Origin of the sequence: Pseudarthrobacter defluvii (genome assembly GCF_030816725.1) — a bacterium.
In the GTDB taxonomy this organism is placed as follows: Bacteria; Actinomycetota; Actinomycetes; order Actinomycetales; family Micrococcaceae; genus Arthrobacter; species Arthrobacter defluvii_A.
In genome coordinates this window covers 1,959,264-1,975,268 of sequence record NZ_JAUSYG010000001.1, presented here as the reverse complement: position 1 = coordinate 1,975,268, position 16,005 = coordinate 1,959,264, and the positions used below count along the sequence as shown (strand labels likewise).

The following is a 16,005-nucleotide window of genomic DNA, read 5'->3' as shown; positions in this document are numbered from 1 at the left end:
GCGGCACAACAGGTTTACAGGAGCGAGGGAAAAATCATGAGCAGCGAAACTGCCGTCAACGACGCCAACGGAGCAGCGCAAGCCGGTGCTGCCGCCGGCGGCTCGCAGCCGGTGGGAGCTGCCCGTCGACGCGGGCCCTTCCGCGAAGGCGAACGCGTCCAGCTCACTGACGAGCGTGGCCGCATGAACACCATCACGCTTGAACGCGGCGGCGCATTCCACACCCACCGCGGCTTCCTGAACCACGACGAGATCATCGGCAAGGTCGACGGCTCCGTTGTGGTGAACAACGTGGGCCAGCAGTACCAGACCCTCCGTCCCCTGCTCTCCGACTTCGTGCTCTCCATGCCGCGCGGCGCCGCCGTCGTCTATCCCAAGGATGCAGGCCAGATCGTCACCATGGCCGACATCTTCCCCGGCGCACGCGTGGTGGAGGCCGGCGTCGGCTCCGGCGCCCTCTCCATCTCCCTGCTCCGCGCCGTGGGGGACAGCGGCTACCTGCACTCCTTCGAGCGGCGGGAGGAATTCGCGGACATTGCCCGCGGAAACGTGGAGACCATCTTCGGCGGCCCGCACCCCGCCTGGCAGATCTCCCTCGGTGACTTCCAGGAGGAAGTGGTCAAAGCCGAAGAACCCGGTTCCGTGGACCGAGTTGTCCTGGACATGCTGGCGCCGTGGGAATGCCTCGACGCCGTCGCCACTGTCCTGGCCCCCGGCGGTGTCTGGATCAACTACGTTGCCACGGTCACCCAGCTTTCCCGCACGGCGGAAGCCATCCGTGCGGACGGGCGCTTCACCGAACCTGACGCCTGGGAGTCGATGGTCCGCGGCTGGCACCTTGAAGGCCTCGCCGTTCGCCCCGACCACCGCATGGTGGCCCACACCGGGTTCCTGCTGGTCACCCGGCGGCTCGCCGATGGCGTTACCGGCATTTCGGTCAAGCGCCGCCCGTCCAAGACGGAGTTTAACGAAGAGGATGTCAACGCCTGGACCCCCGGTGCGGTAGGGGAGCGGGCCGTGTCAGACAAGAAACTCCGGCGGGCCGCCCGAGACGCCATCGCGGGCACCAACGTAGTGGACACGCCCGAGGTTACGAACTAGTCCACATTTCGGGAGTCTCCATCCCTACCCGCCATCTTGGGGCTAATGTCTTAAGAGAAGCGCAGGAAGGGGCTGATACATCATGGAGACACCAAACCAGGACTCCGGACGTACACCGGCAGAGCAGTCTGCCGCCAACGACCTCTCGGTTGCTGACCGCCAGGTCAACATACTTCGGGACAAGCTCAGGCATATCGACCGCCAGCTGGCAGCGGCAACGCAAAACAACGCCAAGCTGGTCAGCATGCTTGAGACTGCGAAGGCAGAGATCCTCCGGCTGAAAAACGCCCTGGACCAGGAAGGGCAGCCGCCCTACAGCTTCGGCACCATCCTCCAGATCAATCCCAGGCGGCAGCCCGCTCCGGGCAGCAGCGGCCAGGCCGCCACCGAGGAATCGGTGGACATCTTCAACGCCGGGCGGAAGATGCGCGTTGGCATCAGCCCCCTGGTGAACATCAACCAGCTCGCGGTGGGGCAGGAGGTCCTGCTGAACGAAGCACTCCTGATCGTGGCCGGACTCGGCTACGAACGCGCGGGCGAGCTTGCCACCCTGAAGGAAATGCTGGGCCGCGACCGCGCCCTTGTAGTGGGCCGCGCCGACGAGGAACGGGTTGTCCGGCTGTCGGGTGCCCTCCTGTCCGAGAAACTCCGGGTTGGCGACGCCCTCTCCGTGGATTCACGGACCGGATATGCACTGGAGAAGGTGCCCCGCTCGGAGGTGGAAAACCTCGTCCTCGAGGAAGTACCGGACATCACCTACGAGGACATTGGCGGCCTTGGCCCGCAAATCGAGCAGATCCGGGACGCCGTCGAACTGCCCTTCCTGCACCCGGACCTCTACCGGGAGCATGGCCTCAAAGCGCCCAAAGGTATCCTCCTGTACGGTCCTCCGGGCTGCGGCAAGACCTTGATCGCCAAGGCCGTTGCCAACTCCCTCGCCGCCCGTGCAGCGGAGCGCTCGGGGAACATCGACTTGAAGAGCTACTTCCTCAACATCAAAGGTCCGGAGCTCCTTGACAAGTACGTGGGTGAAACGGAGCGTCACATCCGACTGATTTTCTCCCGCGCCCGGGAAAAGGCTTCGGACGGCAGCCCCGTGGTGGTGTTCTTTGACGAGATGGACTCGCTGTTCCGCACCCGCGGCACCGGCATCTCGTCCGACGTCGAGACCACCATCGTGCCGCAGCTCCTCAGCGAGATTGACGGCGTAGAGCGCCTCGACAACGTCATCGTCATCGGGGCGTCCAACCGCGAGGACATGATCGACCCCGCGATCCTCCGGCCCGGCCGGCTTGACGTCAAGGTCAAGATCCAGAGGCCCGACGCGGAAGCTGCGGCGGACATCTTCAACAAATACATCACGCCGGATCTCCCGTTCCACGAATCGGACCTGGCCGAGCACAGCGGGGACGTCCAGGCCACAGTGGACGCCATGGTCCAGCGCACAGTGGAAGCCATGTACTCCACCGATAAGTCCAACGAGTTCCTGGAGGTCACCTATGCCAACGGTGACACCGAAATGCTGTACTTCAAGGACTTCAACTCCGGGGCTGTGGTCCAGAACGTGGTGGACCGGGCCAAGAAGTACGCCATCAAGGACCTGCTGACCACACACCAAAAGGGCCTCCGGATTGAGCACCTGCTGCGCGCGGTGGTGGACGAGTTCCGCGAACACGAGGATATGCCCAACACCACCAACCCGGATGACTGGGCACGGATCTCCGGAAAGAAGGGCGAACGGATCACCTACATCCGTACCATCGTCCAGGGCAAGGCCGGCCAGGAGCCGGGCAAGTCCATCGAGACCATGCCAACCACAGGACAGTATCTGTGACGGGTGCACAGGGAGCCGCCGGCGGGGAAGCGCTTCCCGTCGGCGGGGCCATGCGGGTCATGGGAGCGGAAACGGAATACGGCATCCACGCTCCTTCCGCACCTTCCGCCAACGCCACGATGATGAGTGCCCGGGTGGTGCAGGCCTACGCGCAGGTCACCCGGCAGCGCGCGGCAGGGGGAGCCGAAACCCGCTGGGACTACACCGATGAAGAGCCGCTGCATGACGCCCGCGGCTGGACAGTTGACAGGGGCGCGGCACACCCCAGCCAGCTGACCGACCAGCCGCCGGTGCTCGACGCGGAAGCAGTGGCCCTGGCCTACGGCCGTGAGGAACTCGAGCTCGACGGCCAGGACGAATCCGGGACGCTGCTGATGAACATGGTCCTGGGCAACGGGGCCAGGCTGTACGTTGACCACGCCCACCCTGAGTACTCCAGCCCCGAGGTCACCAACCCGCGGGACGCCGTCGCGTGGGACGCCGCCGGTGACCTGGTGGGGCTCGCCGCGGTGCGGCGCCTGGCGTTGGACCCGGCCCTGCCACCGGTCAACCTGTACAAGAACAACACGGACAACAAATCAGTCTCCTACGGTTCGCACGAGAACTACCTCATGCCCAGGTCGGTGCCGTTCGGGGACATCGTGCGCGGGCTGACCCCGTTTTTCGTGAGCCGCCAGGTGGTCTGCGGGGCCGGCCGCCTGGGACTCGGACAGGACAGCTCAATCCCCGGCTTCCAAATCAGCCAGCGGGCAGACTTCTTCGAGGCTGAAGTTGGCCTTGAAACCACCATCCGCAGGCCCATCATCAACACCAGGGACGAACCGCACTCCACCGCCGACAAATACCGGCGCCTGCACGTGATCATCGGTGACGCGAACCTCAGCCAGGTGTCCAATTACCTCAAGTTCGGCACCGCGGCGATGGTCCTCAGCCTCATCGAAGCGGGGCTTGCTCCCAGAATCGAAGTCTATGAACCCGTCGCGGCCCTCAAAACGGTCAGCCACGACACCTCCCTGACCGCAACGGTGCGCCTGCTCGACGGGAGGCGCGTCACCGCCCTGGACCTTCAGTGGATGTACCACGAGGCTGCGGCGAAACTTGCCCAGGACACCGGCGTGGGTGACGCGGTGGACGGTGACGGCCATACCCACGAGGTCCTGGAACGGTGGGCCTCCGTCCTCACCCAACTCGACGGTGACAGGGCCGCTGCTGCCACGTCCGTCGAGTGGGTGGCCAAACTTTCCCTCCTGGAGGGCTACCGCCAGCGTGACGGACTGGAATGGGACGATGCGCGGCTGGGACTGGTGGATCTGCAATGGGCCGATATCAGGCCGGAAAAGGGCCTCTACTACCGCCTGCTCTCCAGGAACCGGATGCAGCGTGTCGTGGACGATGCCGCCGTCGCCGCTGCCGTGGCAGAGCCCCCGGCCGACACCCGGGCCTTCTTCCGGGGAAAGTGCATCAGCAGCTTTGGCAAGGACGTGGTGGGGGCAAGCTGGGACTCTGTCATCTTTGATGTTCCTGGCTACGGCCGGCTTCAGCGCGTGCCCACCCGGGAGCCCCTGAGGGGAACCAAAGCCCTGACCGGAGCGTTGTTTGAACGCTATCGGGAAGCGGGGCCGTTCCTCGGGGAACTGCTGGGACACAACAGCACTCCGCCTGCGGCGTAAACCGCGCCGGAACGCCCGTCCCGTGGCAGGATGGGCATATCGGAGGATCCGCCGGATCCACCGAAGGAAGAAGGAGGGAAACCAATGGCAGGCCAGGAGCAGCAACAGCCCCAGTCACGCGACAGCCAGGTCGACGAAGACATCCCCGAGGCACCCCCGGCACCTCCCGAGGCGCAGGCTTCGGCATCGACCGAAGGCGTGGATGACCTGCTCGACGAGATCGACGGCGTCCTGGAATCCAACGCCGAGGAATTCGTCCGGGCATTCGTCCAAAAGGGCGGCCAGTAACCCGGACCCGGAAGGTGGCGGAAGCCGCGGGAGGCCGGGATCTGTACCGACGTTGAAGTACCACGTTCAAGGAGTGATGAGTGCAGGAATCAACCGCCAACCAGGTAGCCGCCAATGCCACCTCGTCCTTTACCGAGCACCTTCTACGGGACCGGCCGGAGCTGCTGCCCTTCAACCGGTCCCTTCAAGGTGGCGCGTCTGCGGCTGCGCCGGTGCAGGTCCCACATGCCACCACCATCGTTGCCATGAGCTACGGCGGCGGTGTCCTGATGGCGGGGGACCGGCGGGCCACCATGGGAAACGTCATCGCCAGCAGGCACATCGAGAAAGTCTTTCCTGCAGACCACTTCTCGGTCCTCGGCATCGCGGGAACAGCAGGCATCGCGATTGACCTGACCCGGCTCTTCCAGGTTGAACTCGAACACTACGAGAAGATCGAAGGCACCCAGCTGAGCCTTGAGGGCAAGGCCAACCGGCTCGGAGCCATGATCAGGGGCAACCTTCCACTGGCCCTGCAGGGTTTGGCGGTTGTTCCTCTCTTCGCCGGTTTCGACACCACAGCCGGTGTTGGCCGGCTGTTTTCCTATGACGTCACCGGGGGCCGGTACGAGGAACACGAACACCACACGGTGGGTTCCGGTTCCGTCTTCGCCCGCGGCGCCCTGAAGAAGCTGTGGCGGCCCAACCTCACTGCGGCAGAGGCACTGTCCGTTGCGGTGGAGTCCCTGTATGACGCCGCGGACGACGATTCCGCCACGGGCGGCCCGGACACGGTCCGGCAGCTGTGGCCTGTCGTTTACACAGTGGACAGGACGGGAGCCCGCCGGGTTCCGGAGCCTGAACTTGCGGCTGCGTCCCGCAGCGTGATCGAAGCACGCACCATCGCCGGACGGGAGGCCTGAGATGACCCAGCAGTTCTATGTGTCGCCCGAACAACTGATGAAGGACCGCGCGGACTTTGCCCGGAAAGGCATCGCCCGGGGCCGGTCCGTGGTTGTTATCAGCTGCGCCGACGGCATTGCACTCGTCGCCGAGAACCCTTCGCCGTCCCTCCACAAGATCGGCGAAATCTATGACAAGATCGCGTTCGCCGCTGTGGGCAAGTACAACGAATTCGAGAGCCTTCGCCAGGCCGGCGTCCGCTACGCCGATGTCCGCGGTTACTCCTACGACCGGGAAGATGTGACCGCCCGCGGCCTGGCCAGCGTGTACGCGCAGAGCCTGGGCGCCGTCTTCACCGCCGAGCAGAAGCCGTTCGAGGTGGAACTTGCCGTCGCCGAGGTAGGCCCCAGCCAGGCCGAAGACCACCTGTACCGGCTGACGTTTGATGGGTCCATCGCCGACGAGCACAGCTTCGTGGTGATGGGCGGACAGGCAGAAAAGGTGTCATCGGCCATCGGGGCCGGCTGGGAGGCCACCCTTGGCTTCGCCGACGCCGTGCGGCTGGCATTGAAGGGCCTGACGCCTGCCCAGGAGGGGGACCAGCCGGTGGCGCCGCTGCCGCCGAGTGCACTCGAGGTGGCCATGCTGGACAGGCTTTCGGAAAGCGCACGCGGCACCCGGCGCGCCTTCCGCAGGTTGAACGACGCGGACATCTCAGCACTGCTGGCCTAGGAGGACCACATGGACAAGAGAATCTTCGGTATCGAAACCGAGTTCGGGATCTCTTACTCGAGCCCGGACTCCAGGCCTCTTGCTCCCGAGGAGGTGGCCCGTTACCTCTTCCGCAAGGTGGTCAGCTGGGGCCGCTCGTCCAACGTGTTCCTTACCAACGGCTCACGGCTGTACCTCGATGTGGGGTCCCACCCCGAGTACGCGACGGCGGAATGCGACGACCTTGCCCAGCTGATCGCCCACGACCGTGCCGGTGAGCTCATCCTTGACGACCTGGTGGACGAGGCACAGGCGCGGCTGGCCGCTGAAGGTTTCAACGGCACCGTCTACCTGTTCAAGAACAACACGGACTCCGCCGGCAATTCGTATGGCAGCCACGAGAACTACCTGATTCCCCGGCGCGGCGAGTTTTCCCGGCTTGCCGAGATCCTGATTCCGTTCCTCGTCACCCGCCAGCTCATCGCCGGAGCCGGAAAGATCCTGAAGACTCCGCACGGGGCGACGTACGCATTTTCCCAGCGCGCAGACCACATTTGGGAGGGCGTCTCCTCCGCCACCACCCGGTCGCGGCCCATCATCAACACCAGGGACGAGCCGCACGCCGATGCTGAGTTCTACCGGCGCCTGCACGTCATCGTCGGCGACTCCAACATGTCCGAGGCAACGGCACTCATGAAGGTTGGCACGGTGGACCTGGTCCTTCGGATGATCGAGGCGGGCGTGATTATGCGCGACATGAGGATGGAGAACCCCATCCGCAGCATCCGGGAAATCTCACACGACCTCAGCGGCCGCGCCCTGGTCCGCCTTGCCAATGGCCGCCAACTCACCGCCCTCGAAATCCAGCAGGAGTACCTGACCAAGGTCACGGCCTTCGTCAAAGAGCACGGCGCCCACAACCAGCACGTTCCGGCCATCCTTGATCTCTGGGAACGCACGCTCCACGCCATCGAATCGGGTGACACCCGGGGCATCGATACCGAAATCGACTGGGCCATCAAGAAGAAGCTGATGGACAATTACCGCGAACGGCACGGCCTGGGCATGGAGGCCCCCCGGATCGCCCAGCTCGACCTTACGTACCACGACATCTCCCGCAGCCGCGGACTCTTCTACCTGCTGCAGTCCCGCGGGGCGGTGCGACGGATAGTCGACGACACCGTCATCAAGGGAGCCGTGGACGCGCCGCCGCAAACCACGCGCGCCAAGCTCCGGGGGGACTTTGTCCGCCGGGCGCAGGAACTGGGGCGTGACTACACGGTGGACTGGGTGCACCTGAAGTTAAACGACCGCGCCCACCAGACAATTCTGTGCAAGGATCCGTTCCGCAGCGCTGATGAGCGGGTGGATGCGCTGCTGGACTCTATGGGCTGACGTCCAGCTTCAGGGTCTATTCTGGATAAGGTCCTTTTAACGGGACTCCTCCACGGCCATGTCCGCCCACGCGGACCACCGTATCCACCCTGCCCCGACGAAAGTTTTCCTACGTGCGCCGACTACTAGCAATCCTCCTTCCCGGCCTGCTGCTCCTGACCGCCTGCGGAGGCACACCCTCCCAGCCCGAACCCAGCAGCCAGTCCGCCGGGGAGACTGCAAAGTTCGACTCCCTCAAGCTGACCGACAATGGGGACAAGAAGGCCCCGGGTGTGGACTTCGACAAGCCGTTGGCCGTTACCCAGCCCACCATCAAGGTGGTTTCCGAAGGAAGCGGTGACACCGTCAAGGCCAACCAGGTGGCCAAGATCTCCATCCTGGCCCTGAACGGAACGGATGGATCGCAGCTGGAGGATACGTTCCCCAACGAGCCTGAAAGCCTGGAGCTGAACGATGAGCTCAAGACCAGCAGCGCCGTGATCTACAACGCCTTCGTCGGCGCCAAGGTTGGATCCAGCCTCGCCCTTGCCGTCCCCGGCCAGCAGAGTGCACCGCCGGCAAGCCCCAGCCCATCTGACGGCGCCAGCCCCAGCCCGAGTGCTGCTGCCGATCCCACCCAGCTGCTCATCATCAAGGTGCTCTCCGCTTCCGACCCCACCCCCGTTCTGGACAAGCCGCAAGGCGAAACCGTGACGCCGCCGGCCGGACTGCCCACGGTTACGGAAAAGGACGGCATTCCGGAAATCAGCGTTGCGGGCGCAACCCCGCCCACGTCGCTCGTATCGCAGGACCTGATCAAGGGCGCCGGCGCCACCGTCAAGGAAACCGACACGCTGACTGTAAATTATGTCGGCGTCAACCTCAGCGACGGCACGAAGTTCGACTCCAGCTTCGACCGCGGCCAGCCCGCCACCTTCCCGCTGTCGGGCGTTATCAAGGGCTGGACCCAGGGCCTCACCGGCAAGACGGTCGGTTCCCGTGTGCTGCTGGTCATCCCCAAGGATCTTGCCTATGGTGATGCCGGCCAGGGGCAGGCCAAGGGTGACCTGGTGTTCGTAGTGGACATCCTCGGGGTCAAGTAGCAAGACTTACAGGGATGCCGCGTCCTTCGCGGCAACCATCAGCATTCACGGATAGGAGTAAGCATGTCGTTTGGACAGCGGGAATTCGACCGCCAGAAGCCTGAGATTGATTTCCCGGAAGGCGACGTTCCCACGGAACTTGTCATCACTGACCTCATCGAAGGTGACGGCAGGGAAGCCAAGGCAGGGGACACCGTCTCCACCCACTACGTCGGCGTTGCCTGGTCCACCGGGGAAGAGTTCGACGCCTCCTGGGGCCGCGGTGCACCGCTGGACTTCCGCGTGGGCGTCGGCCAGGTCATCCAGGGCTGGGACCAGGGTCTACTGGGCATGAAGGTGGGCGGCCGCCGCCGGCTGGAGATCCCGTCAGAGCTGGCCTACGGCTCACGTGGCGCAGGCGGAGCCATTGCGCCGAACGAAGCCCTGATCTTCGTCGTCGACCTCGTCGGGGTCCGCTGACCCCATCGGGGCCCTGGGCGCGGCTGGACGGAGGACATCCCTCCGTCCAGCCGCGCTTTCTGCTTTACGGGGGCTAGTTTAGTAACGTAACCAAGGTGTCCGTATCCCGTACTGAACGACTCCTCAACCTGCTGATCGCGCTGCTCAACACCCGCTACGGGCTGCACCGCAGCGAACTGCGCGACAAGGTCTACCACGACACCTCCGGCAATGACGTCGCGTTCGGGCGCATGTTTGAGCGGGACAAGAATGACCTGAGGGCAATGGGCTTCGAGGTCGAAACACTGACGGACCTGGGCTGGAGCGAGGATGATCCGGCCACAACACGGTACCGGATCGGCAAGGAGTCCAACCGGCTCCCTGACGTCCAACTGGCCCCCGAAGAGTGGACCGTCCTCCTGCTGGCCTCGCAGCTGTGGGAACGTGCAGCACTGGGAACAGCAGCCCAAAGCGCGCTGCGGAAGCTGCAGGCATCCGGGCAGCTGGCAGAGGTGGAACTGCCCGCCGGGGTCCAGCCGCGGATCAAACCGGCGGGCCAGGCCTTCGACGACATCGTCGCAGCCATGCATGCGCGGCATCCCGTGACCTTCACCTACCGGGCAGGCAGCACAGGCCAAGAGGAAGAACGGATTGTTGAACCCTGGGGCCTGGGCAGCCGTTTCGGCCAGTGGTACCTCATGGGCCACGACCGCAACCGAAAGGCAATGCGGCAATTCCGGCTCTCCCGCCTCACCAGTGCGGTGACCACCCTCTCGAAAGAGCAGTACGCGCCGCCGGCGGGCTTCAACATCCGGGCGGAGCTGGACCGGTTGCCTGAATTGCCGCTGCGCACCGCCGTCGTGGACGTCCGGCAGGGGCACCTGCTGGCCCTCCGCCGCCGGGCGGTCCAGGATAACCGGCAGCAGCCCTCCAGCGGGCCAGGGAGCGGCTACGACAGACTTGTCCTGGAGTACCGCGACCCCGAGGTCCTTGCGGAAGAACTGGCGTCTTACGGGCCGGACGCCCTCGCAGTGGAACCGGCCGAGCTCGCCGGGGCCGTTCGGCGAAGACTGCAGGCCGCGGCCGACTTCAGCGCTGCAGCCGTCCCCGCCTACTCATTCACCGACACCCGGACGCGGACGGGCCGGAAAGGTACCTCCGAGGACCAGCTCAAGCGCATGCTGCAGCTGGTGCCCTTCCTGGTCCACAACCAGGGCCTCCACATCCAGGATGTCGCACGCCACTTCGGCGTCACACGCGAAGAGCTCGAGGCCGACCTCCGGATCCTTATCTGTTCGGGACTGCCGGAGGGCTATCCGGATGACCTGCTGGACATCCAGTGGGAAGACGACCACGTCTTCATTACCCAGGACCTCGACCTGAAAAAACCGGTCCGGTTCACCGTCGAGGAGGCCTGTGCGCTGCTGACCGGGCTCGAGACACTCAACGGCCTGCCGGACCTGCCCGGTGGTGGGGCGCTGGAATCAGTCACCCTGAAGCTCCTGGCCGCAGCCGGGGAAGAAGGGCTCAGGGCTGCCAGTATTGCCGGCCCACAGGTGGCTCCCGCAGATACAGCAACGCATGCCACCGTCCGCCAGGCCATCGAGTCGCGTTCCCAGCTCCACTTGACCTATTTGTCACCGCAGCGGGACGCGGTCACCGAACGCGACGTTGACCCGCTGCGGCTGTACTCCCTGGACAACACCTGGTACTTCGAAGCCTGGTGCCATCTGGTGGACGGGCTGCGGAACTTCCGCCTGGACCGGGTCCAGGACGTGCACCCCAACGGGATGCCCGCCAGCAAGGCCGGGCAAGGGGAGAGTGGCGTCCCGGCCAAGCTGTTCACCCCGAACGACGACGACACTACCGTCACGGTGCAGCTGACCCGGCAGGGGAGGGGGCTGGCGGAGGACTATTACGCCGAGCGAACAGCCGGGCTGCCCGACGGCGGCCTGGTGGCGGAGATCCGCTTCGGCAGCACCGCCTGGCTGCCGATGTTCGTGGCCCAACACGGCGGTTCCGCCCGCATCCTGGCACCCACCGAGCTGGCCGACGCCGCGCGGGACTGGCTGGCGGCCGCCCTGCACAGCTACGCCGGATAGACTTCTCAGCATGCCTTGGTGGTCCTGGATTCTGATATGGGTGGCGCTGGTCGCCGTAGCCCTGCTGTTCTATGTCCTGCTGGGCATCCGACTGTTCCGCCAGTTCATGGCAACCATGAAGGACCTCAGCGCCGCGGGCGAAAAACTGGGGCACCTGGGTCCCGTGGAACTCCCGGAGGAATCCGCGGATCCGTCACGCACCCTTCCAGGCTCCGCCGTTTTTGCCTCACCAGCCGCCATGCGACATGATTACGAGGCATCCAAACTGGCACGGCGGGAAGAACGCCGCCGCCGGCGAGTGCAGCGCAAAATGGACCGGGGCCAGCCGCAGGCACTCGGAGATCTCGACTTCACATAGAAGTAGGATGTACTTAGAGGAAAGGATTTCCCGTGGGAAGACTCTTTGATGGCCCCTGGCCAATCGTAATCATCATCGTTGTTGCTTTGCTTCTCTTCGCCGCCCCCAAGCTTCCGGCCATGGCCCGCAGCCTGGGCCAGTCCATGCGGATCATCAAGTCCGAGGTCAAGGAAATGAAAAACGACGGCAAAGCCGATTCCACCACTGACGCCTCGGGCCCGGTGGAAGGCACCATCGTGAACCACCCCAAGGCGAAGCCCGGTGAGCCGACAGACGGCACTGACGTTCCGCCGTCGACCCGCGCCTGACCTCCCGTGGCACTGTCGCGGGGCCGTAAAGCCAATCCCGAGGGGCGGATGTCGCTTTGGGAGCACCTCAAGGAGCTGAAGAACCGGCTGATCAAGTCGGCAATCGGCGTCGTCATCGGCGGCATTGGGGGCTGGATACTTTACGATCCGCTGCTGAAGGCCCTGGCCGAACCCGTCAACCGGATCTCGAATGAGACCGGCGGCCTTGCAGCCATCAACTTCGGGACCATCGCGTCACCCTTTGACTTCAAGCTGCAGATGTCCCTCCTCATCGGGGCGGTCATCTCGAGCCCCATCTGGATCTACCAGCTCTGGGCTTTCATCACCCCGGGGCTGACCTCCAAGGAACGGCGTTACACGCTTGGCTACATGGCCGCGGCCATCCCGCTGTTCCTTGCCGGAATCTGGGTGGGCTGGCTCGTGGTTCCCCAAGTGGTCCACGCGCTGACCCAGTTCACGCCCGCTGGTTCCTCCAGCGTCATCGACGCCAGGACCTACATCGAATTCGTCACCCGCATGGTGCTGATGCTTGGCCTTGCCTTCCTGGTTCCGGTGGTGCTGGTGGGCGTCAATATGGCGGGCATTGTTTCCGGCCGGACCATCCTCAAAGCCTGGCGCATCACGGTCTTCCTCGTTTTCGTCCTGGCCGCCGTCGCCGCGCCCGGTGCGGACGCGATTTCGATGTTCATGCTCGCCGTTCCGCTGCTCGCACTGTTCTTCGCAGCAATCGGCGTCTGCATCATGAATGACAAGCGCCGCGACCGCCGCCAGGCCCGGCAGGTGCAGGAGACCGAGGCCAGCGCGGACATCGCCACCCCAAGCAGCGAACTCAAGAAGCTCTAGGCTGCCATTAGGCTTGGGGTATGTCCTCCACCACCGGACCCTTCTCCACTGGCCCTATCGAACCTGAAGAGCTCTCACCCGCTGAACGGTACCGGGCCAGCGCTGAACGCAGGGCCGAGGCCGCCACACCCCTGGGAGGGTTCATCCGGACCCTGGACTTCGAGCTGGATGACTTCCAGCAGCAGGCCTGCCGTTCCCTGCAAGAGGGCAAGGGTGTCCTGGTGGCGGCCCCTACCGGTGCCGGCAAGACCATCGTGGGGGAGTTTGCCATCTATCTCGCGCTGCAGCGCGGCCTCAAAGCTTTCTACACCACGCCCATCAAGGCGCTCAGCAACCAGAAGTTCACTGAACTCACCGAGAAGTACGGTGCGGAAAACGTGGGCCTCCTGACCGGTGACACCAGCATCAACGGCGATGCCCGGGTGGTGGTGATGACCACGGAAGTCCTGCGGAACATGCTTTACGCGGATTCGGCCACGCTGGGCGACCTTGGCTACGTCGTGATGGATGAGGTCCATTACCTCGCTGACAGGTTCCGGGGGGCAGTCTGGGAAGAAGTGATCATCCACCTGCCCAGTGAGGTCCAGGTTGCCTCGCTCAGTGCCACGGTCTCCAACGCCGAAGAGTTCGGGGCCTGGCTGGACACCGTCCGCGGTGACACTGACATCATCGTTTCCGAGCACCGCCCGGTGCCGCTGTGGCAGCACGTCATGGTGGGCCGGCAGATTATGGATCTGTTCGCCGGGGAAACCACCTTCGACGAAATCGCTCCGCCCGTTGAGGACAAGGACCAGCAACAGGCCAAAGCGGGTAAATCTCCCGTCGCTGCAAAGGGCCCCGGCTTCGACGTCAACCCGGACCTGCTGGCAGTGGCGCAGAGCGAAACCCAGCAGAGCTTCCGCAGCGGTCCGCGGCCGGTAGGGCGGGGCCAGCGTGGTCGTCGGGGCAACGACCGCCTGGGCCGCGGCGGAGAGCCCAGGGGAGTGCGCCCCGCCGGGCGCCCGCAGGTCATCGCGAGCCTGGACCGAATGGATCTGCTCCCGGCCATAACGTTCATCTTTTCCCGCGCCGGCTGCGAGGCAGCTGTCGCCCAGTGCGTTGGATCCGGCCTCTGGCTCACTACCGAGAAGGAACAGCGGATCATCGCCCAGCGCGTCGACGAGGCCGGGCAGGACATCCCGCCGGACGATCTCGATGTCCTGGGCTTTTGGACCTGGCGGGACGGGCTGCTCCGCGGCTTCGCCGCCCACCACGCGGGCATGCTGCCTACCTTCAAGGAGGTGGTGGAGAAACTCTTCGCCGACGGGCTGGTGAAGGCTGTCTTCGCCACGGAGACCCTTGCCCTGGGCGTCAACATGCCGGCGCGTTCCGTGGTGCTGGAAAAGCTGGACAAGTTCAACGGCGAAGCCCACGTGGACATTACCGCCGGCGAATACACGCAGCTCACCGGCCGGGCAGGGCGGCGCGGTATCGATATCGAGGGCCACGCCGTGGTGCTCTGGCAGCCCGGTACGGACCCGACGGCGGTGGCAGGCCTGGCATCGCGGCGAACTTACCCGCTGAACTCAAGTTTCCGGCCCACCTACAACATGAGCATTAACCTCCTGGCGCAGTTCGGCCGGAGCCGGGCCCGCGAAATCCTGGAATCCTCCTTTGCGCAGTTCCAGGCCGACCGGTCCGTGGTGGGGCTTGCAAGGCAGGTGCGGAGCCGCGAGGAGTCCCTTGCCGGCTACGCCAAGTCCATGACGTGCCACCTGGGCGACTTCACTGAATATGCCCGCCTGCGTCGGGAACTCTCGGACGCCGAGAATGCCACCTCCCGCACCAAGTCCCGGGTCCAGAAGTCGCTCAGCGGTGACTCGCTGGCCCGGCTGCTGCCGGGGGACGTGGTAAATGTTCCCGGCGGACGTGCCCCGGGGCCCGCCGTCGTCCTTAGCTCCGACCACGGCAGCCGTGATCCCCGGCCTGCGGTACTTACGCTGGACAGCCAGTTGCGCCGGATCGGCACTGATGACCTGGAAGGCCCCATCGCGCCGGTGACCAGGATCCGCATCCCGAAGTCCTTCAATGCCAAGGTGCCAAAGTCACGGCGCGATCTTGCCTCGTCCGCCCGGAATGCCTTGCGGGAGAACCGCCCGCCCGCTCCCGGGCAGAACCGCAACCATGATTTTGGCCGCGGCGCCGCCCTGCCCAACCAGGAGAGGCGCATCGCCGATCTGCGCCGGGCCTTGAAAGCGCACCCCTGCAACGGCTGCAGTGAACGTGAAGACCACGCCCGCTGGTCTGAGCGCTGGTGGAAGCTGCGGCGCGAAACAGACGGACTGGTCCGCCAGATCCAGGGCCGCACCAACACCATCGCCAAAACCTTCGACCGGGTGTGCGATGTGCTCTCGGCGTACGGGTACCTTGAGGACGCAGGGGATGGCCGGCTGAACATCAGCCCGGACGGCCAGCGGCTGCGCAGGATCTATGGGGAGAAGGACCTGCTGATTTCCCAGTCGCTGCGGCTGGGCGCCTTCGCTGACCTGGACGCGGCGGAAGTGGCCGCCCTGGCGAGCGTGCTCGTGTTCCAGGCCAAACGCGAGGACCGCGGACTTCGGCCCCGGATGCCCAGCGTGTCCCTGGAGACCTCCGTGGACATCGTGGTCAGGGAGTGGTCCGTCCTTGAGGATGTGGAAGAGGAGCACAAGCTTCCGTTGACCGGTGAGCCTGAACTGGGCCTGGTCTGGCCCCTCTACAAGTGGGCCCGCGGCAGGCACCTGCAGGATGTCCTGAGCGGCACCGACCTGGCCGCGGGGGACTTTGTCCGCTGGGTCAAGCAGGTGGTGGACCTCCTGGACCAGCTGGCCAAGATCCCCGGCCTCGATCCACGGCTGTCACGGCTGTGTGCCGAAGCCATCAGCCTCATCCGCCGCGGTGTCGTGGCGTATTCCTCCGTTCTGTAGCCCCGTTTTCGCCCCTTCCGGCTGCCGCCGGCCAAGCCATACTCCAGG

The 16,005-nt window shown here is 65.1% G+C and carries 14 protein-coding genes; all 14 read left to right on the top strand.

Features of this window, described 5'->3' with window-relative positions; all coding sequences use genetic code 11:
• Positions 1-36 precede the first annotated feature (36 nt).
• The 14 genes from QF031_RS09245 to QF031_RS09180 all read left to right on the top strand — a co-directional run bounded on the left by QF031_RS09245 (position 37) and on the right by QF031_RS09180 (position 15,957).
• Positions 37-1,101, top strand: a complete 1,065-nt coding sequence (locus tag QF031_RS09245) for a tRNA (adenine-N1)-methyltransferase (protein ID WP_307426957.1) — start codon at positions 37-39, stop codon at positions 1,099-1,101.
• A gap of 82 nt (positions 1,102-1,183) precedes the next feature.
• Positions 1,184-2,935: a proteasome ATPase gene (gene arc, locus QF031_RS09240; protein WP_307426954.1), complete on the top strand. Its 1,752-nt coding sequence runs from the start codon at positions 1,184-1,186 to the stop codon at positions 2,933-2,935.
• 50 nt (positions 2,936-2,985) lie between these two features.
• Positions 2,986-4,605, top strand: coding sequence for a depupylase/deamidase Dop (dop, locus tag QF031_RS09235; protein WP_307433267.1), 1,620 nt, complete (start codon positions 2,986-2,988; stop codon positions 4,603-4,605).
• An 84-nt stretch (positions 4,606-4,689) separates the two neighbouring features.
• The gene (locus tag QF031_RS09230; protein WP_015937113.1) at positions 4,690-4,893 is read left to right on the top strand and encodes a ubiquitin-like protein Pup; all 204 of its coding nucleotides are present in this window, start codon (positions 4,690-4,692) and stop codon (positions 4,891-4,893) included.
• An 80-nt stretch (positions 4,894-4,973) separates the two neighbouring features.
• On the top strand, positions 4,974-5,795 hold the full coding sequence (gene prcB / locus QF031_RS09225; protein ID WP_307426950.1) for a proteasome subunit beta: 822 nt from the start codon (positions 4,974-4,976) through the stop codon (positions 5,793-5,795).
• Between the two features lies 1 nt (position 5,796).
• Complete coding sequence (gene prcA / locus QF031_RS09220) at positions 5,797-6,507, top strand: proteasome subunit alpha (RefSeq protein WP_307426948.1); 711 nt, start codon at positions 5,797-5,799, stop codon at positions 6,505-6,507.
• 9 nt (positions 6,508-6,516) lie between these two features.
• Complete coding sequence (pafA, locus tag QF031_RS09215; protein ID WP_307426945.1) at positions 6,517-7,881, top strand: Pup--protein ligase; 1,365 nt, start codon at positions 6,517-6,519, stop codon at positions 7,879-7,881.
• 113 nt (positions 7,882-7,994) lie between these two features.
• Positions 7,995-8,963 carry an FKBP-type peptidyl-prolyl cis-trans isomerase gene (locus QF031_RS09210; RefSeq protein WP_307426942.1) on the top strand — a complete coding sequence of 323 codons (969 nt, stop codon included), beginning with the start codon at positions 7,995-7,997 and terminating at the stop codon, positions 8,961-8,963.
• 63 nt (positions 8,964-9,026) lie between these two features.
• A complete protein-coding gene (locus tag QF031_RS09205) occupies positions 9,027-9,422 on the top strand; it encodes an FKBP-type peptidyl-prolyl cis-trans isomerase (protein ID WP_066275847.1) in 396 nt (131 codons plus the stop codon).
• 95 nt (positions 9,423-9,517) lie between these two features.
• Positions 9,518-11,503 (top strand): helix-turn-helix transcriptional regulator, encoded by a 1,986-nt coding sequence (locus QF031_RS09200; protein WP_307426939.1) that lies wholly within the window; start codon positions 9,518-9,520, stop codon positions 11,501-11,503.
• Between the two features lie 10 nt (positions 11,504-11,513).
• On the top strand, positions 11,514-11,861 hold the full coding sequence (locus QF031_RS09195; RefSeq protein ID WP_307426936.1) for a hypothetical protein: 348 nt from the start codon (positions 11,514-11,516) through the stop codon (positions 11,859-11,861).
• A gap of 32 nt (positions 11,862-11,893) precedes the next feature.
• A complete protein-coding gene (tatA, locus tag QF031_RS09190; protein WP_307426934.1) occupies positions 11,894-12,169 on the top strand; it encodes a Sec-independent protein translocase subunit TatA in 276 nt (91 codons plus the stop codon).
• A gap of 48 nt (positions 12,170-12,217) precedes the next feature.
• Complete coding sequence (gene tatC, locus QF031_RS09185; protein ID WP_307426932.1) at positions 12,218-13,012, top strand: twin-arginine translocase subunit TatC; 795 nt, start codon at positions 12,218-12,220, stop codon at positions 13,010-13,012.
• 20 nt (positions 13,013-13,032) lie between these two features.
• Positions 13,033-15,957 (top strand): DEAD/DEAH box helicase, encoded by a 2,925-nt coding sequence (locus tag QF031_RS09180; protein ID WP_307426930.1) that lies wholly within the window; start codon positions 13,033-13,035, stop codon positions 15,955-15,957.
• The last annotated feature ends 48 nt before the right edge of the window (positions 15,958-16,005 follow it).